General features: G+C 28.3%; 25 protein-coding genes. 11 read left to right on the plus strand and 14 right to left on the minus strand.

Annotation, left to right across the window (positions count from 1 at the left end; genetic code table 11):
• The coding region (locus tag AVBRAN12642_RS05950) for a cache domain-containing protein (RefSeq protein ID WP_336608105.1) at positions 1-715 on the minus strand (715 nt) is incomplete at its 3' end.
• A 167-nt stretch (positions 716-882) separates the two neighbouring features.
• Positions 883-1,470, minus strand: coding sequence for an NAD(P)H-dependent oxidoreductase (locus AVBRAN12642_RS05955; protein WP_214150300.1), 588 nt, complete (start codon positions 1,468-1,470; stop codon positions 883-885).
• A 97-nt stretch (positions 1,471-1,567) separates the two neighbouring features.
• Between AVBRAN12642_RS05955 and AVBRAN12642_RS05960 the strand changes: the two genes are divergently transcribed.
• Complete coding sequence (locus AVBRAN12642_RS05960; RefSeq protein WP_336607427.1) at positions 1,568-1,888, plus strand: winged helix-turn-helix transcriptional regulator; 321 nt, start codon at positions 1,568-1,570, stop codon at positions 1,886-1,888.
• A gap of 1 nt (position 1,889) precedes the next feature.
• On the opposite strand, the gene AVBRAN12642_RS05965 is transcribed toward AVBRAN12642_RS05960, so the two are convergent.
• Both AVBRAN12642_RS05965 and AVBRAN12642_RS05970 read right to left on the minus strand, forming a co-directional pair.
• Positions 1,890-2,486 carry a shikimate kinase gene (locus AVBRAN12642_RS05965; protein ID WP_214118152.1) on the minus strand — a complete coding sequence of 199 codons (597 nt, stop codon included), beginning with the start codon at positions 2,484-2,486 and terminating at the stop codon, positions 1,890-1,892.
• On the minus strand, positions 2,483-3,817 hold the full coding sequence (locus tag AVBRAN12642_RS05970) for a class II 3-deoxy-7-phosphoheptulonate synthase (protein WP_214119911.1): 1,335 nt from the start codon (positions 3,815-3,817) through the stop codon (positions 2,483-2,485). Before AVBRAN12642_RS05970 ends, AVBRAN12642_RS05965 begins: the two co-directional genes overlap by 4 nt.
• Positions 3,818-3,889: 72 nt before the next feature.
• On the opposite strand from AVBRAN12642_RS05970, the gene rarD reads away from it, so the two are divergent.
• Genes rarD through recG form a run of 7 tightly spaced genes read left to right on the plus strand, consistent with a single transcriptional unit; the run spans position 3,890 to position 10,571 of the window.
• A complete protein-coding gene (gene rarD, locus AVBRAN12642_RS05975) occupies positions 3,890-4,753 on the plus strand; it encodes an EamA family transporter RarD (RefSeq protein ID WP_336608106.1) in 864 nt (287 codons plus the stop codon).
• Positions 4,750-5,193, plus strand: coding sequence for a hypothetical protein (locus AVBRAN12642_RS05980; RefSeq protein ID WP_214118147.1), 444 nt, complete (start codon positions 4,750-4,752; stop codon positions 5,191-5,193). Before rarD ends, AVBRAN12642_RS05980 begins: the two co-directional genes overlap by 4 nt.
• Position 5,194: 1 nt before the next feature.
• A complete protein-coding gene (locus tag AVBRAN12642_RS05985) occupies positions 5,195-5,677 on the plus strand; it encodes a hypothetical protein (RefSeq protein WP_214118144.1) in 483 nt (160 codons plus the stop codon).
• A gap of 1 nt (position 5,678) precedes the next feature.
• On the plus strand, positions 5,679-6,494 hold the full coding sequence (locus tag AVBRAN12642_RS05990; RefSeq protein ID WP_336608107.1) for a fumarylacetoacetate hydrolase family protein: 816 nt from the start codon (positions 5,679-5,681) through the stop codon (positions 6,492-6,494).
• A gap of 7 nt (positions 6,495-6,501) precedes the next feature.
• Positions 6,502-7,656 (plus strand): dehypoxanthine futalosine cyclase, encoded by a 1,155-nt coding sequence (locus AVBRAN12642_RS05995; RefSeq protein ID WP_336608108.1) that lies wholly within the window; start codon positions 6,502-6,504, stop codon positions 7,654-7,656.
• The gene (locus AVBRAN12642_RS06000) at positions 7,649-8,779 is read left to right on the plus strand and encodes a M16 family metallopeptidase (protein WP_336607432.1); all 1,131 of its coding nucleotides are present in this window, start codon (positions 7,649-7,651) and stop codon (positions 8,777-8,779) included. Before AVBRAN12642_RS05995 ends, AVBRAN12642_RS06000 begins: the two co-directional genes overlap by 8 nt.
• Entirely contained in the window at positions 8,772-10,571 is a 1,800-nt protein-coding gene (gene recG / locus AVBRAN12642_RS06005) for an ATP-dependent DNA helicase RecG (protein WP_336607433.1), read from the plus strand. The genes AVBRAN12642_RS06000 and recG overlap by 8 nt, the downstream gene beginning before the upstream one ends.
• On the opposite strand, the gene thrB is transcribed toward recG, so the two are convergent.
• Genes thrB through AVBRAN12642_RS06040 form a run of 7 tightly spaced genes read right to left on the minus strand, consistent with a single transcriptional unit; the run spans position 10,568 to position 15,708 of the window.
• Complete coding sequence (gene thrB / locus AVBRAN12642_RS06010) at positions 10,568-11,458, minus strand: homoserine kinase (protein ID WP_442862364.1); 891 nt, start codon at positions 11,456-11,458, stop codon at positions 10,568-10,570. The genes recG and thrB overlap by 4 nt on opposite strands.
• Positions 11,459-11,466: 8 nt before the next feature.
• The gene (locus tag AVBRAN12642_RS06015) at positions 11,467-11,883 is read right to left on the minus strand and encodes a tRNA threonylcarbamoyladenosine biosynthesis protein TsaB (RefSeq protein WP_214119905.1); all 417 of its coding nucleotides are present in this window, start codon (positions 11,881-11,883) and stop codon (positions 11,467-11,469) included.
• An 8-nt stretch (positions 11,884-11,891) separates the two neighbouring features.
• Complete coding sequence (gene lpxC / locus AVBRAN12642_RS06020) at positions 11,892-12,785, minus strand: UDP-3-O-acyl-N-acetylglucosamine deacetylase (protein WP_336608109.1); 894 nt, start codon at positions 12,783-12,785, stop codon at positions 11,892-11,894.
• A gap of 9 nt (positions 12,786-12,794) precedes the next feature.
• Positions 12,795-14,171: a M23 family metallopeptidase gene (locus AVBRAN12642_RS06025; protein WP_214118130.1), complete on the minus strand. Its 1,377-nt coding sequence runs from the start codon at positions 14,169-14,171 to the stop codon at positions 12,795-12,797.
• Positions 14,172-14,180: 9 nt separating this feature from the next.
• Positions 14,181-14,978, minus strand: a complete 798-nt coding sequence (locus AVBRAN12642_RS06030; RefSeq protein WP_336608110.1) for a hypothetical protein — start codon at positions 14,976-14,978, stop codon at positions 14,181-14,183.
• Positions 14,978-15,280, minus strand: coding sequence for a flagellar motor switch protein FliN (fliN, locus tag AVBRAN12642_RS06035; RefSeq protein ID WP_214118125.1), 303 nt, complete (start codon positions 15,278-15,280; stop codon positions 14,978-14,980). Before fliN ends, AVBRAN12642_RS06030 begins: the two co-directional genes overlap by 1 nt.
• On the minus strand, positions 15,280-15,708 hold the full coding sequence (locus AVBRAN12642_RS06040) for a chemotaxis protein CheX (RefSeq protein WP_214118123.1): 429 nt from the start codon (positions 15,706-15,708) through the stop codon (positions 15,280-15,282). The genes fliN and AVBRAN12642_RS06040 overlap by 1 nt, the downstream gene beginning before the upstream one ends.
• Before the next feature lie 85 nt (positions 15,709-15,793).
• On the opposite strand from AVBRAN12642_RS06040, the gene AVBRAN12642_RS06045 reads away from it, so the two are divergent.
• From AVBRAN12642_RS06045 to AVBRAN12642_RS06055, 3 genes are read left to right on the plus strand one after another with little or no spacing between them, the layout of a single operon-like run.
• On the plus strand, positions 15,794-16,576 hold the full coding sequence (locus AVBRAN12642_RS06045; RefSeq protein WP_214118121.1) for a sulfite exporter TauE/SafE family protein: 783 nt from the start codon (positions 15,794-15,796) through the stop codon (positions 16,574-16,576).
• A complete protein-coding gene (uvrA, locus tag AVBRAN12642_RS06050; RefSeq protein WP_336608111.1) occupies positions 16,569-19,367 on the plus strand; it encodes an excinuclease ABC subunit UvrA in 2,799 nt (932 codons plus the stop codon). The genes AVBRAN12642_RS06045 and uvrA overlap by 8 nt, the downstream gene beginning before the upstream one ends.
• Positions 19,364-20,515: a M20 metallopeptidase family protein gene (locus tag AVBRAN12642_RS06055; RefSeq protein ID WP_336608112.1), complete on the plus strand. Its 1,152-nt coding sequence runs from the start codon at positions 19,364-19,366 to the stop codon at positions 20,513-20,515. Before uvrA ends, AVBRAN12642_RS06055 begins: the two co-directional genes overlap by 4 nt.
• Before the next feature lie 308 nt (positions 20,516-20,823).
• Here AVBRAN12642_RS06055 and AVBRAN12642_RS06060 read toward each other — a convergent pair whose 3' ends face one another.
• The 3 genes from AVBRAN12642_RS06060 to rimO all read right to left on the minus strand — a co-directional run bounded on the left by AVBRAN12642_RS06060 (position 20,824) and on the right by rimO (position 25,461).
• A complete protein-coding gene (locus tag AVBRAN12642_RS06060; protein ID WP_336607436.1) occupies positions 20,824-22,881 on the minus strand; it encodes a TonB-dependent receptor in 2,058 nt (685 codons plus the stop codon).
• Positions 22,882-23,159: 278 nt separating this feature from the next.
• Positions 23,160-24,158: a tRNA lysidine(34) synthetase TilS gene (gene tilS / locus AVBRAN12642_RS06065; RefSeq protein WP_336608113.1), complete on the minus strand. Its 999-nt coding sequence runs from the start codon at positions 24,156-24,158 to the stop codon at positions 23,160-23,162.
• A complete protein-coding gene (rimO, locus tag AVBRAN12642_RS06070) occupies positions 24,148-25,461 on the minus strand; it encodes a 30S ribosomal protein S12 methylthiotransferase RimO (protein WP_214118089.1) in 1,314 nt (437 codons plus the stop codon). The genes tilS and rimO overlap by 11 nt, the downstream gene beginning before the upstream one ends.
• Positions 25,462-25,499 lie beyond the last annotated feature (38 nt).

The raw sequence follows: 25,499 nt of genomic DNA on the forward strand, positions 1-25,499 counted from the left end.
GGTTGTTTAGTGGGCGAGTGATTTGGAATTTTACGAAGATAATTGATAAGCTTACAATCGCAATTATTATAAGTGCAGTAGTGATTATAAAAGTAATCATATTATTATAGCTTTGTTCATCTGTATCTTTTGATACTTTTTCTATTGAAGTTTTGCTAATTGTCTCCCAAGATAACCAAGTCATAAAATAAAGCCCACTTGCTTTATCCTTACCTGTATATGCTAGTTTTTCAGTAACTTTATTAGAATTTGAATCTTCATAAAAATATCTTATATAACCATCATTATTATCAGCACTCTTAATCATTTCTTGTATGAAATACATTCCTTTTGCGTCTTTTTCGTTAAATTTATTGTTGTTTATCCAAGAAGCAGATGGGTGATAGTATATGTTTCCATCTTTATCAAACACGGTGTAATAACTATTTGCTCTACCAAATCTTACTTTAGATAAATAATCTTGTAGTTTATTTTTAAACTCACTTAAGTTATTATCATTTTTATACTCTTCATAAATAGCACCAGAATACTTCATAACACTTTCTACCAGAGCTTTAACTTGCTGTTTTTTAGCTGTTAAAATTTCATCTTCTACCGTATGTTTTGTGTAGTTTACAGAGTAGTTATCATAGTATTTATGAAGTGATACTAAAACTATAGAATTAATTAAAATTCCAATGAATGAAAACAATGCAATTTTGGTTGATAGTTTCATAGTTTTTCCTTGTTTGTTGATTTAGATTAAGATTTTGATTATAGGTTATATGAACTTAAAACAATATAAATTATTTGCTTGTAATTTAAATTAAAAAATTATTAAAAATATTTAAAATAAATTTAAATTTTTTTAATTTTGGATTTAGAAAAACTAAATCCAAAATATTATTTTTTTACTATTTCATTTAAGATATGTTCTTTATAGTCTTTAAAATATTTTTCTGCTTGCGGGTCTTTTACTACATCATAACAAGCAAAAGTTTTAAGTGCACTCATACCTAAAAACTCGTGAGTTTTATGAAGATTTAAGCTAACTCCATCAATACCGACACCACCAAAAAATTGCTCTTTATCAGTAAATGCTTCTTCAGGTGCATTCCAAGTCCAAGATAGCATATATTTTTTATTTTGACTAAGCCCACCAGAGCCGTATTTTTTACTAGCATCACTTCTACTTCTTCCATCACTAGCACATAATTTACCAAAAGCAGCTCCAAAAACTTTTGAAAAATATTCCCATACTATCCAAGGTGCATTCATCCAAAATCCTGGAATTTGATAAATTATAATATCAGCTCTTACATATTTTTCTACTTCATCTAATACATCATATCCATCATCAATTATGGTTTGTTCTACATTAAAACCATTTTCTACTAAAGTATCATACGCAACTTGTTGCAAACTTGCATTAAGTCTTGCACCTGCATTAGCAAAAGCTTTAGCACCATTAACTAATAAAACATTTTTCATAATTTCTCCTTGTTTAAAAATAAAATTAGATTATAATTTTTACTTTATTTTAAGTCAATACGAACAAAATTGTTAGATACTAACCAAAAGGAGAGTAATGAAAAGAAAAAATGATTATAATAAATGTGGAATTTATTATACGCTAAACCTAATTTCAGGAAAATATAAAATGAGTATTTTGTATCTTTTATCAATCAATGAGATTGTAAGATATAATGAGCTTAAAAGAATGCTTGTTGGAATTTCTTTTAAGAGTTTAACAAAGGCATTAAAAGAATTAGAGCAAGATGATTTAATAATACGCACCGAATATCCGCAAATCCCACCTAAGGTTGAATATAGTCTAAGCAATAAAGGAAAATCATTAATACCAATTCTTAATATGATGTGTAAATGGGGAAGCGATAATAAGAGCTAAGTTAATTAGCTCTTATTGGGTTTAATTTAAACTTATCAGTTTTTATAGGTTTAATTTTGCGATTTATTTTTCTATTTAGGCTAGGTTTTATAAAGGCTTTTCTAACATCATTTGTGATATTAGTGCCTAAGAAAAATTCTAAAATCTTAGCAAGTTCTCTTGCTTTTAGATTTAAAATATTTACTTTTATATCACAAGCGTTATTATAAAGTGGCATTCTTTTATCATAAAGCAATTTCGCCTTTTCATCAAATAATGGGCGTTTAGTATCGTTTTTAAGCCTTGTTGCGATTTTGTAAAAACTAAGGTCTAAAAACACTACAAAACCTAATTTTCTTAAATCTTGTAAATTAGCAAAACCACCGCCGCAAGAGATGATTAAATCACTTTTTGTGGCTAATTCATCTCTTAATTCTTTTTCTAAATTCCTAAAATATTCTTCTCCATAACGCTCAAAAATCTCTTTAATCTCAAGCCCAGTTCTTTGTTTGATTATGCTATCAGTATCTACTACTTCTTTTTTAATAATCTTACTAAGCCTTCTTGCAGTTGTGCTTTTACCACAGCCCATAAAACCGATTAAAACAATGTTTTTCATTTTTGCTTCATTAATTCAGCTATTAAAAATGCAAGTTCTAATGCTTGGTCTGCATTTAATCTAGGATCGCATTGGGTCTCATAGCGTCTTGCTAAATCGCTTTCGCTAACTCCTACGCTTCCGCCTAAACATTCGGTTACATTTTGTCCTGTCATTTCAAAATGAACCCCACCAGGAATTATATTATTAGCTCTTGCAATATGCCAGAAATTTTTAACTTCATCTAAAATATCATCAAATTTTCTAGTCTTATAGCCATTTACGCTTTGAGTATTGCCGTGCATTGGGTCTATGCTATAGATTATATTTCTTTGTTCTTTGCTTAATTCTTTAAAGATATTTTCAAGATTTTTAATCTTACTAGCACCCATTCTAATGATTATATTTAATCTTCCTGCTTCATCTTGTGGATTTAGCTTATCAGCTAAGGCTAATATATCACTAGCACTAGCACTAGGTCCTATTTTAACACCTATTGGATTTTTAACTCCGCTTAAAAAATGCACATGAGCATCATCAAGCCCACGAGTTCTCTCGCCAATCCATAGCATATGAGCTGAACAATCATAATAAGCTCCACTTAAGCTATCTATTCTAGTAAGTGCTTCTTCGTAAGGTAAAAGCAAGGCTTCGTGGCTTGTGTAGATTTTTGTTTCGTGCAATCTAGCATCATTTAAGCTAGTTATTCCACAAGCCTTAAAAAAATCAAGTGCTTCTGTTAATCTTTGAGTTAAAAGTGCGTATTTATCATCAATATCAGCGCGTCTTACGAAACCTAAATTCCATTTATGCACTTGGGCTAAATCAGCAAGTCCACCTACGCTAAATGCACGAAGCAAATTAAGCGTAGCAGAGCTTTGCATATAAGCTTTTAGCATTTTTTTAGCTTTTGGCACTCTTGCACTTTCGCAAAACTCACAATCATTTATAATATCTCCACGATAACTTGGTAAGCTTATACCATCTTTATTTTCAAAATCAGAGCTTCTAGGCTTTGCAAATTGTCCTGCCATACGAGCTATTTTTACTACTTTTTTTGACCCACCAAATTGCAAAACTAATGCCATTTGCAAAAATAATTTAAACATATCACGGATATTATTTGCACTAAAATCATTAAAACTTTCAGCACAATCACCACCTTGTAATAAAAACGCATCTCCTTTACAAACTGCTGCTAATTCGTTTTTTAATTCATTTGCTTCCATAGCAAATATTAAAGGTGGATACGATTTTAATTCATTTACTACATTTTCTAATTCTTCCTTGTTTTCATAGTTTGGTTGCTGAAGAGCTTTATAATTTTTATATGAATCTAGCGACCAATTCATCGTTTCTCCTTTTTTTAATTTAGTAAATTATGATTATATGAGATAAGTTTTACATTTTAAGGAAAAATTTTTATGAATTATGGATTTTTTGTAGCTTTTGTTGTTTTTGTATTTTGGGGTTTAGTGCCTATTTTTTATAAACAACTTAATACATTAGATGCCTTTGTAGTAATGTCGCATAGGATAGTTTGGTCGGTTATATTTTTAGCAATATTTTTAATAATTATAGGGCAATTTAAAAAAGCTTTACAAGAATTAAAATCTTTAAAAATGGCTTTTAATCTTTTTATTTGTGGTGCTTTAATTAGTGGAGATTGGGGGCTTTATATTTATATGATTCAAAAGAATTTGATTTTAGAAACTTCTTTAGGATATTTTTTAAGCCCTTTATTTGGGATAATTTTTGCAAAAGTATTTTTAAAAGAAAATATGAGTAAATTAGGAATTATTAGTGTTAGTTTAGTGATTTTTGCGTGTTTATTTGAAGTAATTACTTTAGGAGCTTTACCTATATTATCAATTACTTTAGCGCTCTTAGTTAATTTTTATACGATTATTCGTAAAAAAGTTTATGTAAGTAGCGTTTATGGGTTTTTCTTAGAAACATTATTAATCACTCCTTTTGCTTTAATATTTTTATTTTCTATCCCAACAAATTTAGCTCATTTTGATATTGATTATTTAGGAGTATTACTTGCACTTAGTGGGCTTGTAACCTTGCTACCTATGTTAGGATACAATTATGCTACGCAAAAATTAAGCTTAACATTACTTTCATATATGCAATATATTTGCCCGATAATTTCTTTTTTAGTTGCTATTTTTTTATACAATGAGCCAATAAATCAACATAAATTAATATCATTTATTATAATTTTTATAGCAGTAGCTTTAAGTGTTTATGATAATGTGTTTAAAAAAGGAAATAGACTATGAATGAAGTTGGAATTTATGTAATAGGTATAATTTTTATAGTATTGTTTTTCGTAACTATTTTAAAAAAGGTTTTTAAAGAGCTTGATAAACATGGAGATTTTGTAAGAAAAGAAGAAAAAAATACAGCTAATTTTACTCAAGAAGAAGTTTTAAGCCTAATTCATAATGAAAACGAAAAATGTGCATTATTGTGCGATAATTTAGAAGAAATATTTAATAAATACGCAAGTTTAATGCCTGAAAATGATAAAGAAAAAGCCTTAGCTTTAGTATCTGTTTTAAATACCATAAAGACTTTACCTAGCGATGAACTAAAAGATAAATTATTAAAACTTTTACCAGAATTTGAAGAGTGCGTTCAAAAATCTTTAGGAGATGAAAAAGCTAAAGAATTTTTTGATTTAGCAGCGTTAAAATATAATGAAATTTTTAAGGATTGAAATGAAAGAATTACTAATTAATAAGCTTTTTAAATTCTCAAATGAGCCTGTAAAATTTTTAGATTTAATAGAAGCAAATAGCCTTTATAATGAAGGAATGTTAATTGACCCAGCGAAATTACATTTTAAGTTTAATTATTTTAATACTTATTTTATATATTTTATATTGTGTTTAATCGTGCTTACTCCATTAACTATTGCTACTCATTTTTTATTTGAAAAAATTGACTTTCATTTTAGTTTAATTAGTGCTGTATTTGTAACTTCTGCTATTTTTATATGTTTTGATATTTTTAAGATTTATACAAGAAAAATAGCAAGTCTTAGACAAATAAAAGCAGCGTGGCAAATACATTTATCGCATTTTGAATATGAAAAATACAACGCAATTGTTGTTGAAATTTATAATAAAGCAAATGAACTTAGCATACCTAAGACTAAATTAGAGCAATATATTTTAGAAAATCTAGTAAAAAGGGGTTAGTATGAAATTGATTAGATTTATGAAAGATAATGTAGTTTATCATGGGAATTTAGGCGATAATAATAAGGTGGGTTATTTTAAAAATTATTCTTCTTATTTTGATAGATTAGAATTGATTGAAGATGCTTTTATGCTTAGCGAAGTTAAGTTATTATCTCCAATCAAATCTCCTTATCAAGATATTATATGCTTAGGGATAAATTATTTAGAACACGCAAAAGAAAGCTATAAATTTAAAGGAATTGAGTTTGATGGCAAAAGAGAAGAAGCTGTTTATTTTGCAAAAAGAGTAAATGAGTTTTCTAATCCATTTGATATTTTAGATATTAGTGGCGAAAAATTAGACTATGAATGCGAACTTGCATTTATACTTAGAAAAGACGCTTATAAATTAGATGATACAAGTGATTTTGATGATTATATTTTAGGATATACCATTTTAAATGATATTAGTGATAGGGCAATTCAAAATAAACATAAGCAATGGTATATGGGAAAAAGTTTAGCTAATTCTTGTCCATTTGGTAGTTTTATTAATACAGGTCTTAGTATAAAAGAAGCAAGTAATTTAAAAATAGAATGTTTTGTAAATGATGAATTAAGACAAAGTTCTAATACTAATTTATTAATTTTTGATATTCCTTATATCTTAAAAGAATTATCAAATTACACCTGTTTAAAGGCTGGAACTATCATTAGCACAGGCACTCCAAGTGGCGTTGGAATGGGCTTTAATCCACCTAAATTTTTAAAAAGTGGCGATAAGATTGAATGTAGAATAGAGCGTCTTGGCTCATTAATAAATTATATAAAGTAAGGACAATATGAACGCAGCATTATTAAGTAAAAAAATAAATACAAATTATAAAACTTCAGCATTTAATATCCATAAAGATTGGGAAAATCCTTATGCACCAAAAGGAATAGTCCCAAGAATTACTAAAGAACAAGCACTTAATTTATTAAGAAATTCTGATTTAGCGACTTTAGGTCAGATTGCTTATGCGGTAAAAAATAAGCTTCATCCAAGCAAACTTACTACTTTTGTAGTAGATAGAAATATTAATTACACAAATATTTGTTTAGTTGATTGTAAATTCTGTGCTTTTTATCGCCACGCAAAGGATAATGATAGTTATATTTTAACATACGAGCAAATCGGACAAAAGATTGAAGAATTATTAGCAATTGGTGGCACTCAAATATTATTTCAAGGCGGGGTTCATCCAAAGCTTGATATTACTTGGTATGAAGATTTATTAAGATATATAAGCACAAATTATCCTAGCATTACAATTCACGGCTTTAGTGCGGTTGAGATTGAATATATTGCAAAAATTAGCAAAATTAGCACTAAAGAAGTCTTAAAAAGAATGAGCGATTGTGGGTTGTTTTCTATCCCTGGAGCAGGTGCGGAGATTTTAAGCGATAGAGTAAGAGATATGGTAGCACCTAGTAAATGCGATACTGCTACTTGGCTAAGAATTCATAAAGAAGCTCACGAATTAGGCTTACTTAGTAGTGCAACGATGATGTTTGGGCATGTTGAAAGCGATGAAGAAATAATTGAGCATTTAGACTATTTAAGAAATCTTCAAGATATAACAGGTGGCTTTAGAGCATTTATTTTATGGAGTTTTCAAGGTAAAAATACTAGATTAAAGGCTGAAAATCCACATTTAATGAATGCAAGTTCTAATAGATATTTAAGATTATTAGCAATTTCTAGAATATATTTAGATAATTTTGCAAACATTCAAAGCTCTTGGGTTACTCAAGGAAGTGCAGTAGGGCAACTCGCATTAAAATTTGGTGCAAATGACTTAGGCTCGACTATGATGGAAGAAAATGTTGTTGCAGCTGCAGGTGCAAAATATAGAATGAATGAACAGCAAATGATAGAATTAATCCGTGATTTAGGCGAAAATCCAGCTAAAAGAGATACAGCATATAATATTTTGGAATACTACAATGAATAATTTCGTGCATTTAAAAACCAATGATGATTTAGTATATATTAGTATTAGCTATCCTAATTACGGAAGGATTTTTCATAATGCTAATGCTATGGCAGCTGAGTTTTTTTACAATGAGAGTTTAGATGATGAGTTTTATATAAAACTAGAGCAAAGTGCAATTAATATTAGTGCTAGTGCTAATTATTTTGATTTTACATTTGATATAGTTTGTCTTAAAAAAGAGCTTGATAATTGCTTAAATGCTTTTAATAATATGCTTTTAAATACCAAAATTACTAATTTTGAATTAATCAAAAACAAAATAAAAAATTATTTTTTAATCCATATTCAAGATTACGATAATTTAGCAAAGATGAAATTATATGAGAATTATTTTAAAAATGATTTTAAAAATGATAAATTTGGCGATTTTGAAGCTTTAGATGAAAAAGAATTTAAAAACTATATTTTAAACCTTAAAAATCAAGCAAATAAGATAGTAATTAGTGCAAATTTAGATGATATTAGTAAAGTTAAAAAACTTTTAAACAATAAGCAAAGTTCTTATGAAAAATTAAAAATAAATGAGAGTTTTTATAAAGAAGAAAGCAAAGAAATATCACAAGCTTTTGTTAGGTTTATAAGCAGCGTAGAGATTAAAAGCATTTATGAAAGAGCTATTATAAGTCTTGCTATTTATGTTTTAGGCGGTGGATTTGGCTCAAGAATTACCGAAGAAATCAGAGTAAAAAGGGGCTTAGCTTATTCGGCTTTTGCGTTTTTAGTAGCGTTTAAGAAAAATTATCTTATTTCAGGCTATTTACAAACAAAAAATGAAAGCAAAAAAGAAGCTATAAAAATAGTTCAAGAAGAGTTCAAAAGATTAGTAGAATTTGGAATAAGCGAAGATGAGTTTAAAAAGGCTAAAGATTTTTTAGTAGGTAGTGAGATTTTAAAATACTCAACCACTCAAAATCGTCATAGCATTGCAAGTAGCGAGTGTTTTAGTGATTTAAAACAAGGCGAATTAAGAGAAATTACAAAGATAATTAAAGATTTAGAGCTTAAAACTTGTAATGATTTTTTAAAAAATCAAAAAAGTATTACCGAGCTTAGTTTTTATGTAATAGGTAATAATGAATAAGGATTTAGAAAAATTATCTTGTAAAGATATAGTTGAATTAGCTCTTTTAATGCCTAAAAAATTTGATGATTTAAGATTAAATAATGAGCCTATATTAAATGAGCTAAATTGCACAAAAGTTATAATAAAATCTAAAAAACAACTACCAGGCAAAAGGCTTAGTATAATTGCATATTCATATAATTGGGAGTGTGAATGCACTATTACTATATTTAATCTAAGACCTTTTCATAATGCACTTTTTGCTATAAATAAAGAGCTGATTATTTATGGGAAATTAGGCGATTTTGCAGGGCTTTTGCAATTTATTAATCCAAAAATCATTAAAGATAGTGGAGAAATCACTGCTAATTATTTGATAAAAGGTGTAAGTGATAAAGAGATTTGTAAGATAAAAAATAAATATTTAACTTATGAAGCTTTAAAAGAATTTAATTTATTAGATGAGCATATAAAATTGCTATTAATTATGAAAGAAAATAGCCAAGAAGCAATGAAATTGCTTAATTCAAAAGAATTAAACGAATGCTTAAAATTCGTTGAGATTTACCATCACATAAAAAGACTTAACGAAACTTATAAAAACGATACTTTATATAAAAAAATTAAAACTTTTGATATAAACAAATGGCTAAAATCTCTACCTTTTAAGCCGACAAACGACCAGATAAATGCGATAAATGATATTAAAAATGACCTTGAAAGTATTCATCATAAAATTAGAATAGTAATGGGAGATGTTGGTTGTGGAAAAAGCTTAGTGATTTTTGCAGCAGCGCTTATGTGCTATCCTAAAAAAGTGGTTTTAATGGCACCAACAAGCGTTTTAGCCCAACAACTTTATAATGAAGCTAAAAGACTTTTGCCAGGGTTTTTAAAGATATTGCATTTTGTATCTAGCAAGACTAAATTAATGCAAGATGAATTAAAAGAAGCAAATTTTGTAATAGGCACTCACGCACTTTTATGGGCTAGTTTAGATGATGCTACTTTAGTTATGGTTGATGAGCAACAACGATTTGGGGCTAAGCAAAGAATGAAGCTTAAAGATTTAGCTACAAATGATAAAGAAAATCCGCATTATATAGAGTTTTCAGCTACGCCAATACCAAGAACAACCGCATTAATTCATAGTGATATTTACAGCTATTCTTTCATAAAAGAACTACCATTTAAAAAAGAAATAGAAACAAAACTAATCACAATAGCAAATAGCAATGAATTATTTAATCACATAAAAAGCGAAAATAAACAAAATCATCAAGCAATAATAGTTTATCCTTTAATAGAAGAGAGCAAAAGCTCATCTTATAAACCACTTGAGAGTGTTATTAGCTTTTATGAGAAGAATTTTGATAAAGTTTATTATACGCACGGCAAGGATAAAGAAAAGGATAATATATTATTGCAATTTGCTGAAAATGGAAATGTATTATTAAGCACTACTATCGTAGAAGTTGGAATTTCACTGCCAAGATTAAGCATAATTGTAATCGTTGCACCAGAGCGATACGGCTTATCTACACTTCATCAACTTCGTGGAAGAGTAGGAAGAAATGGGGTTAAGAGCTATTGTTATTTGCTTAGTAAGTTTGAATTTAGTGATAGATTGATTAAATTTGCTAATACCTTAGATGGATTTAAAATAGCCGAAATTGACTTAGAAAACCGAAAAAGCGGGGATTTAATAGATGGAGATGTTCAGCACGGAATTAGCTTTAAGTATTTTGATGAGGTTTTAGATAAGGATATTTTATATAAAGCTAAGGAATATTTAAATAAGCAAAATTAGCTTATTATTATTCCTTGATTATTGAAATTAAGCTCTAATACTTTCATATTAGGAAAATTATTTTCTAGTATGGTTTTTAGTTTGTTTGCATCATCTTTATAACATAGATTAAAAAAAGTTGAACCAGAACCGCTTAAATTACTCATTAATGCACCATTTTTACGAGCTAATTCACGCACTTTAAATAATTCAGGAACAGCTTTCATTCTACGATTTTCGTGAAGCTTGTCAAAACTTGCAATCTTTAACATTTCATAATTTTTACTCATAAAAGCTGCAGTTGTAAGTGAGCTTCTGCTTATATTAAAGCTAGTATCAGCAATGCTTAAATGCTTAGGTAAAGCCGAACGACTAACATTTGTTGAGATTTGTTTATTTGGGATACAAACTACTGCTTTAACATCACTAGAAATATCAGTTTTTATATATTTTACATTATCCTTATCAACTACCGAACAAACAAATCCACCAAGTGCCGCAGGGCTAATATTATCAGGATGATTTTCGTATATTAAGGCGTTGTTTAATATGGTATCTTTATTAACTTCAAGTCCTGCTAGATAATAAGCACTAGCAATTGCTCCTACAATTATAGAGCTAGAACTACCCAATCCACGACTTAAAGGAATATTGTTTATGAAATTAAAGCTAAATAAGTCTTTTTTACCAGTTAGCTTTATGTAAGTTTCATTAAAAATGGTAATAAATAAATTATGTTTTTTAAGATAAGGATTATCTTCACCTTCACCCTTAATAGATATTTTAAAAAAATTATTTCTTTTAATTATTGTTTCATTATAAAAGTCTAAAGCAAGTCCTAGACAATCAAATCCAGCACCTAAATTCGCACTAGTAGCGGGTGATTTTAAACATATTTCGTTTCTCATTTATATTCCTAAATAGCAGGTAAAAAATAATTTGGCAAATTACTTTCTAAGAATTTGAAATTATACTCATTTGGTATAAAAAACTCATCTTTAAAATTATCATTTTTAATTAATTTGATTTTATCATCAGCAAGGGTAAAATATAAGTTGTTATTAGCTTTTATTAAATTATTCTTTGTAAATGTAAAACCACTAATTGCTTTTAATGGTATGTTTTTAACAAGGGCAATTGTGCTTAAAAATACATAAACAATTTTTAAAGACATATATGAGCCTGGTCCATTAGCATAGGCTAATTCGCTAAAATTATATTTATTTAATAGTTCTTGCATAATTTTTGGCAAATCTTCACTGGTTTTATTTATGATTTTGATTTCTTCTTTTAACAAATTATTATCATCATATATTCCAATGAGATTTGCCATAGGCACTACTAAAAGTTTAATGTGAATGCCTTTAATAAATCTTTGTTTGTATCATCACTAAGAGTTACTAATTCATAAGAATTTGGATTGTTTAGCAATTCAAGAGTTAGTTTATGATTTAAATCATGGCTACTTGCGTAAGCTTTATAGTTAGCAAAAGTTGCTTTACCTAACATATATAAATCACCAATCGCATCAAGGATTTTATGTCTTACAAATTCATTGCTAAATCTTAATCCTTCAGGATTTAATATGCCATTATCATCTAAAACAACAGCGTTTTCTAAACTACCACCTAATGCTAATCCTTTTGATTTTAAATACTCAACATCTTTTAAAAACCCAAAAGTCCTAGCACTTGCAATTTCATTTATGAAATTTTGTTTATTAGCCTTGTAAATATAGTTTTGAGTATTAATTGATGGGTGCTTAAAGTTTATAGTAAAATCATAAGTAGGAGCATTTGTAGGACTAAGACTTGCAAATTTATCTCCTTCTTGAACTTTTATTTCTTTTTTAACAACAAATATTTGTTTTTTAGCGTCAAGTTGTTTAATATCTGCTTCATCAAGCATAGCACAAAAACCAGCTGCTGAACCATCTAAAACAGGTGCTTCATTTGCATCAATACTTATTAATAAATTATCAATTCCATAAGAGCTAACAGCACTCATTAAATGCTCAATTGTAGATATATAACCATCTTTATCTCCAATTACCGTAGCCATTTGAGTATTGATTACGCTTTTATAATTTGCTTCGTAAAATTTATTAATATCTGTTCTATGAAATACCACTCCACTATTAGCACCTAGTGGGCTAAATTTTATCTTAATAGCACTACCTTTATGTAGTCCAATTCCAACATTTGTTACTTCTTTAGCTATTGTAGTTTGTAACATTTTTTTCCCTTATTTTTTGTTTATAACTTCTTTTGCTTTTTTGATAATTCCAAATATATTATCATTAAGCCACTTAGTATCCATCCACTCTTCTGGTCTTACCTCAACACCTTGAACCAAAACACCAAAATGTAAATGATCCCCTAATGCTAAACCACTTGTTCCCGTATTAGCTATAGTGCTTTTAGCATTAACTATATCGCCAATTTCTACATTTTTTTTAGTGCAGTGTCCATATAAAGTATAAAGACCTAAACCATGATCAATTATTAAATTTAATCCATAAATTCCATTATCTTGTGCAAAAACTATTTTACCATCATTTCCTAACACAATAGGTGCCATTTTTGTACTTGCTAAATCAAGTCCCATATGATAGCTTTCACTAATTTGATTTCCATTATATTTGTAATATCTATGGTCACCAAAATCTGCAACTTTCATACCATTTTTTAGTGGTAAAAACGCATTTAGTTTAAAATCAGTCACTAATTCATTGCTTACTACTTGTGTAACTTTATGAATTAATTTTTCATTTTCTTGTCTTAATTTTGCATTCACAAAGTCAAATATTAAAGCTCTATCGCTTAAAGAATTATCAGAATTTGCTTCATACAAATCTCTAATTTTACCATCAATGAAAGCGTCTCCTACTTCAATATGTGAAACTCTATATTTTTTATTTGAGTAATAGTATGGAATTCTTTCTTTAATTATATTATTTGCTTTATCTTTTGCAACAATTCTAGCTTCAAATTCATCTCCATCTCTTAAGTCCCAAGCAATTAAAGCTATGTAATAATCATCTTTCATAAAAGGAGCAACTTTGAAAATTCTATTATTAACTTCTATATATAAATCAGTTAGATTATCATCTTGTGCGTAAAATACAACGCTAGCAGCACCGCCTTGAGTTATATTGTATGAATTAGCTATTACGCTTACTTGAGGTTTTTTATTATCTACTATAACATTAATTATTTTTTCGCTTACATTTCCACCAAACCAATTCCACAAACTTTTATCATTAGCTTTAATATATATTGTGTATTTATCTAATTTTTCATTAAATTTTGGTTTTGGAAGGTCTAATTCAACATTAAATTCTTTACCATTTAAAGTTTTATTTATTAATATATTTTTTGTTTCTTCGTTATCTTTACTAAATTCAACTTTTAAATTTTTTAGTCCTAAATTATCTTCAACTTTTAAATTTATTTTATCTCTAGCATTCCAATAAATTGTATCTTCTTGGTTGTTGTCTAAAGAAATATTAGGAGCAATTCTTTCAAAAGTATTTGAAAAAGCAATAAAACTTGCCAATACAACAACTATAATTATTGAAAAAAATATTGTTATTTTTGTTTTTTTATTTCTATTTCTCATTTTAACTCCTTATATTTTACTTATTTTTTCTTTATATGAATTAAGAGCATTTTGCTTTATCATATTTTGTAATTTTTGTTTGTTTTCTTCAAAATAACTTTCAAAATTCTCTTCAGTTTGATTAGGTGCATCAAGCCAAATATTTGTATTTCCTATTATTAATTTGTATCTTGAATTTTCATAATCAATAACTATGAATTTGTTATCTTTATCAAGTTGTTTTTCACAAATTACTACGGCTTGATTTTCATTAATATTTAAAAAACTAGCAACTTTTTGCTTAGAATTTAAATTAGATATTTTTCCTTTTTTTGCAAGTTGTCTTTTTACAAATATTAATATCAAAACTAATATTGCTAAAACACCTATCATTGAATACAATTTACTATCTATATTATTATCTTCTGCATATTTTATTTCATTATTTTGCACTTGGTTTGTGGTTTTTGGCATAACTCTAATTCTAAGCCCAAAACCATCATCTTTTGTAAGTGCAGGAATGACATTTATTTTTTCTTTTGTTTTAAATTCTAAAACCGTGCTTTCGCCTAATGGATACATTAATAATTGTTCTGCGTAAGGCATATTTAATATTTGAGAATTTCTTTCAGAAATTTTAACATTATTTAATACTACGCCTACATAATCGCTTCCACTTAATATTCTAATATCTCCATCTTTTGCGTTATATGGAGAATCAAAGCTTAGCATAACATCAATCCTATCATCTCTTTTATAAATATTATAATTTATGATATTGTTCGCAAAAAGATTTAAACTAATTAGTAGCAAGATTATTTTTTTCATCACAACTCTTTTTTAAAATATTGAATAACGGTTTTTGAGCTTAGTATTTCATTTATACGAATTGCTAAATTTCTTTCATAAACCATTACTTCGCCTTTACCAAAAATTCTATTATTTACATAAAGTTCTACACTCTCACCTGCTGGTTTTTCTAAATCAATAACAGAGCCAATTCCAAGTTCTAAAAATTCTCTAACGCTAAGTTGTGTAGTTCCTAACTCACTTATAAAATCTACGCTAACATCTAGCAATTCTTCATAAGTTGCATTTAGAATTCTAGTAGGTTGCTCTTGTGTTTGCATTATTTTTTCTTCTCTACTATACCAACGCAAAAGGTATTATTTTCTAGTTTATAAAAAAACTCGTGAGTAAAGCCTAATTTAAAATCACTTACCCTTCCTAAATATTCAGGCACACTAATTGAATAATCATCATAAGCATCAGCTAATAATCTTTTTGCATAACCTATGATTTGATTTGCTACTTCTTTGCATAAATCACAATAATCATCTTCACTCATCTTATCATCATCGCCTAATAATCTTGAAGCAAGAGCTTGTAAGCTTTCTTTTTTAAATATTAAATAACAAAATAATTCTTTTACATTATCTCCTAAACAAATACTAGCACCATAATATTCAGCTTCATCTAAAGAATTTGTGGTTTCTAATTTACTTCTTAAAATATGTTTAAAAAAATGTTTAACTGAATAATCAATTGTATCAAGCATTAATCTTTCCTTAAATAAGTTTTAATTATTATAAGAAAGAAAAGTGTAAGCTAAGTTAATTAAGATTACGCCTTAGGAGTTTTTTATGATAGAAGAATATACATTACTTACTTATATTATTTTTATTTTAGATGGGCTTTTAGTTGGTTTTACTGCAGGACTTTTTGCAATAGGTGGTGGGACTGCTGTTGTGCCTATTATGACAACTTTTGTTGGGTACTCGCCTAAGATTGCTGTTGGAATTAGCGTTATGCAAATGGTTTTTTCATCTTTTTATAATTCGTATTTAAATTATAAAAAAGGCACATTGCAAGTAAAAAATGCTTTATATCCTGCTTTAGGTGGTTTAGTTGGTGGTTTTAGCGTTGGTTTTATTATGAAATTTGCAAGTAATTTAATGATTGCTTATATTATTTGTTTTTTAATTATTTGGGCTATTGTTAAACTTTATTTTACTCCTGCAAATCCAATTGAGCCTGAAAAGAATTCAAAATTATTACAATTTTTCGTAGGTTTAATAATAGGTGCAATTGCTACAAGTGGTGGGATAGGTGGCGGAGCATTACTCACGCCTGCTTTAGTTGCAATTTGTAATTTTAATATTAAAAAAGCTGCTTCATTTAGCGGTCTTTTTGTAGCTTTTGCTGGAAGTGCTGCTTTTGTTTCTATGGCAATTACAAATCATGTTGATTACACTGCTGGTGCAATAATTGCTATTTCAAGTTTGCCTGGAGTTTGGGTTGGTAATTGGCTGTTTCATAAAATTAGCAATAATACGCAAAAAAAACTTTTCATAGGATTTTTATTATTTGTATTGACCTTATCAATAATAGAAGTTCTAAAACAACACGGAGTATTTAATGAATAATGAAATTCAAGTTATAAACGCAAGTGAAAATAACTTAAAAAATATAAGTCTAACACTACCTAAAAATAAATTAATAGTTTTTACAGGGCTTAGTGGTAGTGGAAAATCTACTTTAGCTTTTGATACGCTTTATGCAGAAGGACAACGCCGTTATATAGAAAGCCTTAGTGCTTATGCTAGGCAATTTTTAGATAAATTTAGAAAACCAAATGTAGAAAAAATAGAAGGCTTAACCCCTGCTATTGCAATTGATCAAAAATCAACTAGCAAAAACCCACGCTCAACCGTTGGAACAATTACTGAAATATATGATTATTTAAGACTTTTGTATTCAAAAATCGGAGTTCAGCATTGTCATAAATGTGGAGAAAAAATCAATAAAATGGATACAGAAGATATAATAAACGAAATAGCAAAATTTAGCGAAAAGGCAATGATTTTAGCTCCTTTAGTAAAAGAAAAAAAAGGCACATTCGCACCACTCCTTGAAAGCCTAAAAGCTCAAGGTTTTATAAATATTTTAATAAACGGCACACTAACACGACTAGATGAGCCAATAGAATTAGCTAAAACTAAAAAGCATACTATTAAATTAGTAGTTGATAGACTAAGAATTAGTGATGATAATAAAAGTCGTTTAGCTCAAGCTGTTGAAAAAGCTTTAAGTTTAAGTTATGGTGAGTGTGAGTTAGAATTATTAGAAAGTAATAAAAATATTCATTATTCGCTTCATAATGCTTGTTTTAAATGCAAAATTTCATTTAATAAACTTGAGCCTTTAAGCTTTTCGTTTAATAGTCCTAAAGGAGCTTGTTCTTTATGTGATGGTTTAGGCATTAGAATGAGTATTGACCAAGAAAAAATTATAAATTATGAAAGAAGTATAGAAGATGGTGCAGTTCGCACTATGATGGGCTTTAATAAAAGTTATTATTCAAAGTTACTTTTAGCATTTTGTGAAGCAGAAAAAATCCCTACAAATAAGCCTTATGAAGAATTAAGTGAATATCAAAAAAAGCTTATTTTATACGGAAGTGCTACGGAATTTAGCTTTTTATGGAATAAGCATAATATCAAAAAAACTTTTGATGGAGCTATTAAAATAAGTTATGAAATCTTAAAAGATGATAAAGATTTTAACGAATACATAACAGAAAAAACCTGTCCATCTTGTAAAGGCTTTAGATTAAACGAGCAAAGCTTAGCTGTGTTGGTAAATGGCAAAAGCATAGCAGAAGTTATTAGCACACCTATTGAAGAGATTTGCGAATTTTTTAAAATAGAGAATTTTAATAATTTAAATAAGCAAGATTATGAAATATCTTATCCTATTATTAAAGAAATTAATGAAAGATTATTTTTCTTAAATGATGTTGGCTTGGGGTATTTAACACTAGGTAGAGATGCAAGGACAATTAGTGGTGGAGAAGCTCAAAGAATTAGGATTGCTTCTCAAATTGGAAGTGGATTAAGCGGGGTTTTATATGTATTAGATGAGCCTAGCATAGGTCTTCACGAAAGAGATACACAAAAACTAATAAATACTCTAAAAAGCTTGCAGGCTAAAGGAAATACCTTAATAGTAGTAGAGCATGATAGAAAGACAATTGAGAGTGCTGATGTAATCGTTGAGATTGGACCTAGGGCTGGAACTAGTGGTGGGGAGATTATCTTTAATGGCACTTATAAAGAATTGCTTAAAAGCAAATGCGAAACTGCATTGTATATAAATCGTAAAAAAGACATAGACCTTTATAAGGCTAGAAAGAGTGATGAATATTTAGAATTAAGCGGAATTAATCAAAACAATATAAAGGATTTAAGTGTGAAATTCCCACTTAGGAATTTAGTTTGTGTAACAGGAGTAAGCGGTAGTGGTAAAAGCTCATTAATGCTGCATTCACTTCTACCAATTGCAAGAGCAAATCTAAATAGAGCAAAAGCAGTAATTAATGATATTACATACAAAGGTCTTGATAAATTAGACAAAGTAATTTTTCTAGATCAAAGTCCAATAGGAAAAACTCCAAGAAGCAATCCAGCAACATATACAGGGCTTATGGATGAGATTAGGAATTTATTTGCAAATGTTCCTGAAGCACAGATTAGAGGATATAAAATCGGTCGCTTTAGCTTCAATGTTGCAGGTGGAAGGTGTGAAAAATGTAGTGGAGAAGGTGAGCTTAAAATCTCTATGCACTTTTTACCTGATGTAAATATTACTTGCGATGCTTGTGGGGGTAAAAGATATAACCATCAAACACTAGAGATTAAATATAAAGACAAAAATATAGCTGATGTTTTAGAAATGAGTGTAGCAGAAGCTTATGAGTTTTTTGCAAAACACCCTAAGATTAAGCAAAAATTAAAGACCTTAATGGATGTAGGGCTTGATTATATAACCTTAGGTCAAAACGCTACAACCTTAAGTGGTGGGGAAGCTCAAAGGATAAAAATTTCTAAAGAATTAAGCAGAAGTGATACAGGAAATACACTTTATTTACTTGATGAGCCAACTACTGGGCTTCATTTTGCAGATACGCAAAAATTAGTAAAAGTATTGCAGCATTTAGTAGATGCTGGAAATAGTGTTTTTGTAATTGAGCATAATTTGGATTTAATCAAAAACGCTGATTATATTATAGATATGGGTCCTGAAGGTGGTTTTAGGGGTGGTAAGATAATTGCGACAGGTAATCCATTAGAACTTGCTAAAAAATATGCTGATAAAAGCTATACAGCAAAGTTTTTGGCACAAGAATTTAAAGAAATGAAAAAGGAGTTAAAATGATAGAAGAGATTAAAAAACTTTCAAGCGAGTTTATAGAGATTAGAAAATGTATTCACGAAAATCCTGAACTAGGATTAAAAGAATTTAAAACAGCAAAGTTAGTTGCGAACAAATTAAGAGAATTTGGCATAGAAGTTTATGAAAATGTAGGCGTAACAGGAGTTGTTGGGGTTTTAAAGAAAGGTAATTCAAATAAAAGCATAGCTTTAAGAGCTGATATGGATGCACTTGTAATAAACGAAGCTAGTGGAGTAAGCTATGCTTCTAAGAATGAAGGTTTAATGCACGCTTGTGGGCATGATGGACATACGGCGAGTTTATTATTAGCGGCTAAATATTTAAGTAAGAGTGAATTTGATGGCACTATTAATTTTGTCTTTCAACCTGCTGAAGAAGGTAGAGGCGGTGCTAAAGCTATGATTGATGATAATTTATTTACTAGATTTAAGAGTGATTTTATATTTGGCTATCACAATATCCCAAGCAAAACTAATAAATTATTTTGTCTTAAGCGTGGGGCTATGATGGCAGGAGCTGACGCACTTAGGGTAAATATTAGTGGAGTTGGTGGGCATGGTAGTGCACCTGAGAAGGCTAGTGATGTAATGGGTGCGATGGCTCATTTTATAACCCAAGCTGGATTTATAACTGCTAGAAATATAGCAGCTAAAAATCAAGCTGTTATAACATTTGGAGCAGCTCTAAGTGGAAATGAAACTAGCTTTAATATCTTACAAGATAAGGCATTATTACTTGCTAATATTAGAACCTTTAATAATGATGATAGAAATACGATAATAGAGCAATTAAATAATATTGCTAAATCTTGCGAGTTACTTTTTAAGGTAAAAGTTGAGCTTGAGTTTATTCAAATAGGAGCAGCTACAATTAATGATGATGAAGCACAAAAATTAGCTTTTGGTGTAGCGTGTGAATTATTTGGAGAGCAAAATTGTGATGAATTTCACGAGCCATTAATGGGTAGTGAAGATTTTTCTTTTATGTTAGAGCATTGCAAAGGTGCTTATGCCTTTATTTTAAATAAGAATGATTATTATCTACATGACCCTAGATATATTTATGATGATGATACTTTAGTTAATGCTGCTGCATTTTATTCAGGAGTATGTTTAAAATACTTAAAATAATTTCATTTAGGAATTTTAATTTATAAAATTCCTAACAATTTTGTATTGATATAAAAATCTTTATGTTTTTAATAATGAAAAATTTATTTAAAAGTTATGTAACCTTAGTAAATACTAATTATATTTTAATAATACTAGATATGGAATTTTAAAGTACTTTTGTTTTACAAGATAGATTTTGTGTATTGTAGAAAATAAAGCAAAGATAGAATAAATTGAAAGTAAAATATGCTTTTAATACAATATACAAATTATAAGTTATTAGGTTTATAAAAATATTTAAGGAATTAATCTAATTCCTTAAATCATTAAAACTTATAATTAAAGCTGATTTTGTAGTCCCTTCCTGCTTCCCAGTCAGCACTTTTAGCCCCGCCATAGCTTCTTTTGTAATGTGAATAATAAAGCTTATTAAAAATATTATTAATGCTAAAGCCTATATCAAAATTTTTAAATACTTCATATTGCATATATAAATCGTGCTTTGCGTATGATGGTTTTATGTAATTACTATCTTTAATACTTTTTGAAGTGAAATAAATCAAATCATAGCCTATTAATAAATTATTATATAAATATTCAATATTCAATGTATATTTATCTCCTGGGTCACTATATGCTAAGGCATATCCTTGTCTTACTAGAGTATCGTTATTTTCATTAGTTCTTACTCTTGAATATGATAATCTTGATTTAAAATCTTTATATGCTAGTTCAGCTAATAAATCTACTCCATATACATTGTATTTTCCGCCGTTTAGCCTAGTATAAAAACTACCGCTTTCTCCTATTCTTTTGGTTTCTTCTCTTATTAAACTATCATAATATCTATCATAATACTTAGCATTAGCTCTTACATAAAGCTCATTAAAATCTTTTTTATAATCTATGCCTAACTCATAACCATAGCCTTTTTGTGCTTTTAAATCTTCATTAGTTCTTAATTTATTTGCTCTATTTTCACGCAAAATTATCATCTCAAGTGGTTCAGCACCTTTAAAAAGCTTTGTATATCCTGCATAGATTTGTAATTCAGGCAATACATTATATTCAAGCTTTATAGCAGGTGTAAAACTCTTAAAATTGTGCTTAATTCTGCTTTGATTTTGATTAGCAATTGTATTGAGTTTGTAATTATCAAACCTAAGTCCCGTTGTTAAAGCTAAATCATAAAAACTTATTTTATCTTCTAAAAATATAGAATAATTTTGAGCTATATCATCAGCAGCTTTAAAAACTTCATTAATGCTACTATTTAAACTAAGGTTATATTTATAATAATTATCTTTAACAAAACTTCTTGTATTAAAATACTCAAAACCATAAAACAATTCGTGAGTAAAAGTATCAAACTCTATTTTGCTTTTATTATTTAGATATACGCCAAAAGTCTTAACACCACCCTTTAAATACTCTAAAACCTTTTCTTTTGATGCGTTTGTTTGTATCCAATCATCTAAAGTTAGGGTTCTGTTGGTGTAATAGGTTTTAAAATTTAGATTTATAAGCTCATTTAAATCGTAATTATAATCAATTACAGCGGTATTTCTTTGCATTTTTTGTTTAATTAAATCAAAACCCCTTGTCCCTGCTAAAACTAAATTGCCTTTATCATAATAATCATAAGCAACACTTCCAGCCCACTCAGGCACTAAAGGATAATCGCCTTTATAATAAACGCTCTCATAACTAATGTTTAAATTATGCTCATCTTTTAAAAATCCGCCCTTAGTAAAATAGCTAAGATTATTACCTTTTCCGCCACTTTCGTGCTTTAAAGCGTCTTTGCTAAAGCTATGATTTTTATGATTTACATAGGCTAATAAATGAAAACCATTATCTAATTTACCATAAGTCATAATGCTTTTTTGCCATTCTTTATTGTTACTTGCAAAAGATGTTTTTATCTTAGCTCCTAAGTTTTGCTTATCTTCTAAAAGATCAATTGCACTAATGGTATTAAACTTTACCGCCCCAGCTAAAGCACCTGAATTATTAGCCACACTTAATATACTCGTATCAATATTAATTGCTTTTAAAATATCAAGGTCGATTACTAAATCAGCTGCGTGATGCCAGTTATTACCGCTTTCTCTTGCTCCGTCTATGCTAATATTAACAGCTCTATCGCTCATACCACGCATAAAAATTTTTTGATTTAAATTATTAGTTCCACCCATAAATACTGATGGTATTTCTCGTAAAATATCTCTTGTACTTGTTGTGTTTTTGTTCTGAATTTTAATATTATCTAAAGTATTGTCATTTGAATGAATATTGATTAAATCAAGTGTAACTCCATCGTTTGCATAAATACCCCCCCCCATAAGTAAAATAAATGCCAAGCTAGTTTTTAATCTCTGCATAATCTCTCCTAATTAAAAATAAATATCAATATTAAAACATAGTAATATTAATAAAGATTATTAAAATCTATATAAAATAAATTATTAGAATTTTAAATTTTTACCAAACAACAAATTCGCTTGAAGTAAATTAAATATTTTTTATTTATATTTTAAAAATGATTAAAATTGTAGTTATTGGTTTTAGTAAAAATTACTATAAAATAAGCAAATTAAGTATTAAATCATTATCTTAAATATTTAATCTTTACATAAAAAGAAATTCCTAAAATCAAATATCAATAATTATTATGAGTTGATTTTAGGTTTTTTGTAAGATTTATTAATTCATTTAGTTTTATATTATTTAACGCTAGGAAAAATCTAAGATTTTTTGGCACTTTTGCTAGTCTATAAGCGTCTTTTTGCTCCTTACTAAGCTTTGTAATAGCCTTTAAAAAAACCATAAAAAATCCTTTATAAAAGCAAACGCAAACACAATCAGTCCTAAAATAAAGCTCGGCTTCGTTGTTTTTATTTAGCTGGTTTTTTAGCTCTAATTTTTGCTTTGATGAGCTTACAAAACCTAGTTTTTTAATAGCTTTATCTAAAGAATTTTCATCTTTACAAAAATAAATTCCTTTATAAACCAAGCTATCTTTACATATTTTACTCTTATCAAATTCTAAATATTTTAAAGTATTTCTTATGCCATTTGCATAGTGTTTTACAAAATCATTTGCATAATTTAATCTAATTTCGTTTCTTTTATATTTGGTATTAAAATTACTTTCATCTTGAAAATATTCATAACTATTCTCATTTAAATACAGCATAATTTTATCTTTGCTAGTATTAATTAATGGGCGAATTATTTTATAATTTTTCCTTGTATCAATCCCGTTAAAACCCAATAGATTGCATAATCCCGCACCTTTTGTAATTTGCATTAAAAACCACTCAAACCTGTCATTTAAATTATGAGCTACTATTAAATTATCATAATCTTGCATTAATTCATCAAAAAAGTCATATCTATATTTTCTAGCATTACTTTCAAAATTATTATTATCAAGATTTACTTTTTTAGTAAAGATTTTTTTATTATAAGTTTTTGCTAATTTTATAGCGCTTTGCTCTTCGTTATTTGAATTAATTCTAGTCTGGTAATTTACAAGGCATAAATCAAACTCACAAAGTTCTAAAAGTGCATAAAAAAGTGCCGTGCTATCAGTCCCGTGTGAAAATGCTAAAAGGTTTTTTTTACCTTTTAGCTCTTCTAAATATTCAATTCTCATAGCGTCTAATTGCAGTTGCTATTAGTGTTTTTTCATGCACTTGAGTGATTTTACAAACTATTAAATCACCCACTTTTAGCTCTCCTATCTCACTTTCATTTATTAAGATTTCTCCATCTATATCTCTATCAAATAAAAGTGGTTTAGCACCTATAAAAAACTCGCCTTCGCTAGATTCTCCTAAACAACTTGCGATTATTTCTTGATTTAGCATTTTTTCAAAACTTGCATTGATTTTAGCATCTACGATTTTTTCAATCTTTTTTAGCCTACTTTTAATAGTATTTGCATTGATTTGTTGCATTGAGTAAGCGGCGGTATCTTCTTCTTTTGAATATGCAAATACGCTAATTCTATCAAAATCAAATTCTTTAATAAACTCGCATAAATCTTCAAAATCTTCTTCACTTTCTCCTGGGTGTCCTACGATAAAACCAGTTCTTAAAAAGCTATTAGGAGCTGCTCTCATTTGCTCTAAAAAGCTAATAGCCTTAGCCTTATCATAGCCACGCTTCATAATTTTTAATAATTTATCGCTTGAGTGTTGAAGTGGCATATCAAAATAATTCACAAATACTTTTGAATTAATTATTTTAGTAATTAAACTAGGCTTAATTGAGCTTGGATATAGGTATAAAATTCTAGCAGCCTTTATTCCTTCAATTTTTTCAATTTCTGAAATTAAATTCTCTAAACCATCGCTAATTTTTAAGTCTTTTAAATAAGAGCTTGTATCTTGAGCAATGAATGAAAAATCATAAAATCCCCTAGCAACTAAGCCTTTAACTTCAGCTACTACATCATCTATTGGGCGAGATTTTAACTTGCCTTTAAATGTAGGAATAGCACAAAAGCTACAGGTTTGATTGCAGCCTTCAGCGATTTTTATATAAGCGTGAGTATTTGAGCCTGTTATTACTCTTTGAGTATTTGCGTCTTGTAAATATACAAAATCTCTAAATCTACTCTCACGACTTGCTATTAATTCATCAATTTTTGCATACTCGCTAACTCCTGCAAATAAATCAACTTCGGGTAATTCTTTAACCAATTCATCTTTGTATCTTTGCATTAAGCAGCCAGTTACTACTAAAATTGAGCCTTTTTTTCTAATTTCGTGTAGTTCTAAAATAGCATTAATACTTTCAATTTTTGCACTTTTTATAAAGCCACAAGTATTTACTATCAATACATCAGCTTCACTTGCTTCATTAGTAATTTCATATTCTTTTAAGCGACCTAGCATAATTTCACTATCAACTAAGTTTTTATTACAGCCTAAACTTTGTAAAAATAATTTCATTTAAATTCCTTTTAAAAAAGCTATTATCTTAATAAATT

Origin of the sequence: Campylobacter sp. RM12642 (assembly GCF_020137635.1) — a bacterium.
Taxonomy (GTDB): Bacteria; Campylobacterota; Campylobacteria; order Campylobacterales; family Campylobacteraceae; genus Campylobacter_E.

Coding starts and splice junctions, on each gene's coding strand:
- AVBRAN12642_RS05955 (WP_214150300.1), bottom strand. CDS start 1,470: ATGAAAAATGTTTTATTAGTTAATGGTGCTAAAGCTTTTGCTAATGCA.
- AVBRAN12642_RS05960 (WP_336607427.1), top strand. CDS start 1,568: ATGAAAAGAAAAAATGATTATAATAAATGTGGAATTTATTATACGCTA.
- AVBRAN12642_RS05965 (WP_214118152.1), bottom strand. CDS start 2,486: ATGAAAAACATTGTTTTAATCGGTTTTATGGGCTGTGGTAAAAGCACA.
- AVBRAN12642_RS05970 (WP_214119911.1), bottom strand. CDS start 3,817: ATGAATTGGTCGCTAGATTCATATAAAAATTATAAAGCTCTTCAGCAA.
- rarD (WP_336608106.1), top strand. CDS start 3,890: ATGAATTATGGATTTTTTGTAGCTTTTGTTGTTTTTGTATTTTGGGGT.
- AVBRAN12642_RS05980 (WP_214118147.1), top strand. CDS start 4,750: ATGAATGAAGTTGGAATTTATGTAATAGGTATAATTTTTATAGTATTG.
- AVBRAN12642_RS05985 (WP_214118144.1), top strand. CDS start 5,195: ATGAAAGAATTACTAATTAATAAGCTTTTTAAATTCTCAAATGAGCCT.
- AVBRAN12642_RS05990 (WP_336608107.1), top strand. CDS start 5,679: ATGAAATTGATTAGATTTATGAAAGATAATGTAGTTTATCATGGGAAT.
- AVBRAN12642_RS05995 (WP_336608108.1), top strand. CDS start 6,502: ATGAACGCAGCATTATTAAGTAAAAAAATAAATACAAATTATAAAACT.
- AVBRAN12642_RS06000 (WP_336607432.1), top strand. CDS start 7,649: ATGAATAATTTCGTGCATTTAAAAACCAATGATGATTTAGTATATATT.
- recG (WP_336607433.1), top strand. CDS start 8,772: ATGAATAAGGATTTAGAAAAATTATCTTGTAAAGATATAGTTGAATTA.
- thrB (WP_442862364.1), bottom strand. CDS start 11,458: ATGAGAAACGAAATATGTTTAAAATCACCCGCTACTAGTGCGAATTTA.
- AVBRAN12642_RS06015 (WP_214119905.1), bottom strand. CDS start 11,883: ATGGCAAATCTCATTGGAATATATGATGATAATAATTTGTTAAAAGAA.
- lpxC (WP_336608109.1), bottom strand. CDS start 12,785: ATGTTACAAACTACAATAGCTAAAGAAGTAACAAATGTTGGAATTGGA.
- AVBRAN12642_RS06025 (WP_214118130.1), bottom strand. CDS start 14,171: ATGAGAAATAGAAATAAAAAAACAAAAATAACAATATTTTTTTCAATA.
- AVBRAN12642_RS06030 (WP_336608110.1), bottom strand. CDS start 14,978: ATGAAAAAAATAATCTTGCTACTAATTAGTTTAAATCTTTTTGCGAAC.
- fliN (WP_214118125.1), bottom strand. CDS start 15,280: ATGCAAACACAAGAGCAACCTACTAGAATTCTAAATGCAACTTATGAA.
- AVBRAN12642_RS06040 (WP_214118123.1), bottom strand. CDS start 15,708: ATGCTTGATACAATTGATTATTCAGTTAAACATTTTTTTAAACATATT.
- AVBRAN12642_RS06045 (WP_214118121.1), top strand. CDS start 15,794: ATGATAGAAGAATATACATTACTTACTTATATTATTTTTATTTTAGAT.
- uvrA (WP_336608111.1), top strand. CDS start 16,569: ATGAATAATGAAATTCAAGTTATAAACGCAAGTGAAAATAACTTAAAA.
- AVBRAN12642_RS06055 (WP_336608112.1), top strand. CDS start 19,364: ATGATAGAAGAGATTAAAAAACTTTCAAGCGAGTTTATAGAGATTAGA.
- AVBRAN12642_RS06060 (WP_336607436.1), bottom strand. CDS start 22,881: ATGCAGAGATTAAAAACTAGCTTGGCATTTATTTTACTTATGGGGGGG.
- tilS (WP_336608113.1), bottom strand. CDS start 24,158: ATGAGAATTGAATATTTAGAAGAGCTAAAAGGTAAAAAAAACCTTTTA.
- rimO (WP_214118089.1), bottom strand. CDS start 25,461: ATGAAATTATTTTTACAAAGTTTAGGCTGTAATAAAAACTTAGTTGAT.